Source organism: Oleiphilus sp. HI0079, from assembly GCF_001635105.1.
This window is the reverse complement of record NZ_LWFT01000719.1, coordinates 1-587: the sequence shown is the minus strand read 5'-3', so window position 1 is coordinate 587 and position 587 is coordinate 1. Positions and strand designations below refer to the sequence as shown.

Annotated in this window: 1 protein-coding gene; it reads right to left on the bottom strand. The window is 41.4% G+C overall.

All coding sequences use genetic code 11. From position 1 onward, the window contains the following. Positions 1–587 (bottom strand): hypothetical protein (locus A3750_RS26155; protein ID WP_197475030.1); only part of this gene is annotated, 587 nt, incomplete at both ends.

Here is a 587-nt window from a genome sequence, read left to right as displayed (position 1 = left end):
AATTGGTGCTTCTTCATCTACCTCTAGATGAACATAGGTACCGTCTGCAAAGAATACAAAAGCCAACAAATCATTATCGGTGAGATCGGTAGTCCATATGCCTGTAATGTTTGAATTTGCTACAAAATCCTCACCCGCATCGACCAATGTATCTTCAAAGTGAGCTATCGCATCATTTTGGGATATGAGTACAGTGTTCGTGGAACCTGAGTTTGCCACTAGCGTTGTCACGGCAGACGATGATTCAAAATCAATTATTGATAATTCAAAACCAACTGGTGTAGCTACAGTTTTTGCTGCGTCGGCTATTGTAATCCCATTGTCAGGATTTCCATCTTCATCTAGCGATTGAAGCAACCTAATAATATTAACAACCATTGAATCAGAGGTGTCGTCGCTATCAGCCAAATCCAGAGGTGTCACTGTACCTTTTGCGGTAACAGGTGGTAATTCAAGATCGCCGATAAAGAAAGTAACCGTTTCACCCTCAATGTAGTCGTATTTGCCATCGGAATTTGTAACGCCTTCTAAGGTTTCCGTCCTATAGCCAATATTGGCAACGGCACTATCTAAGAAAACACCTGTTT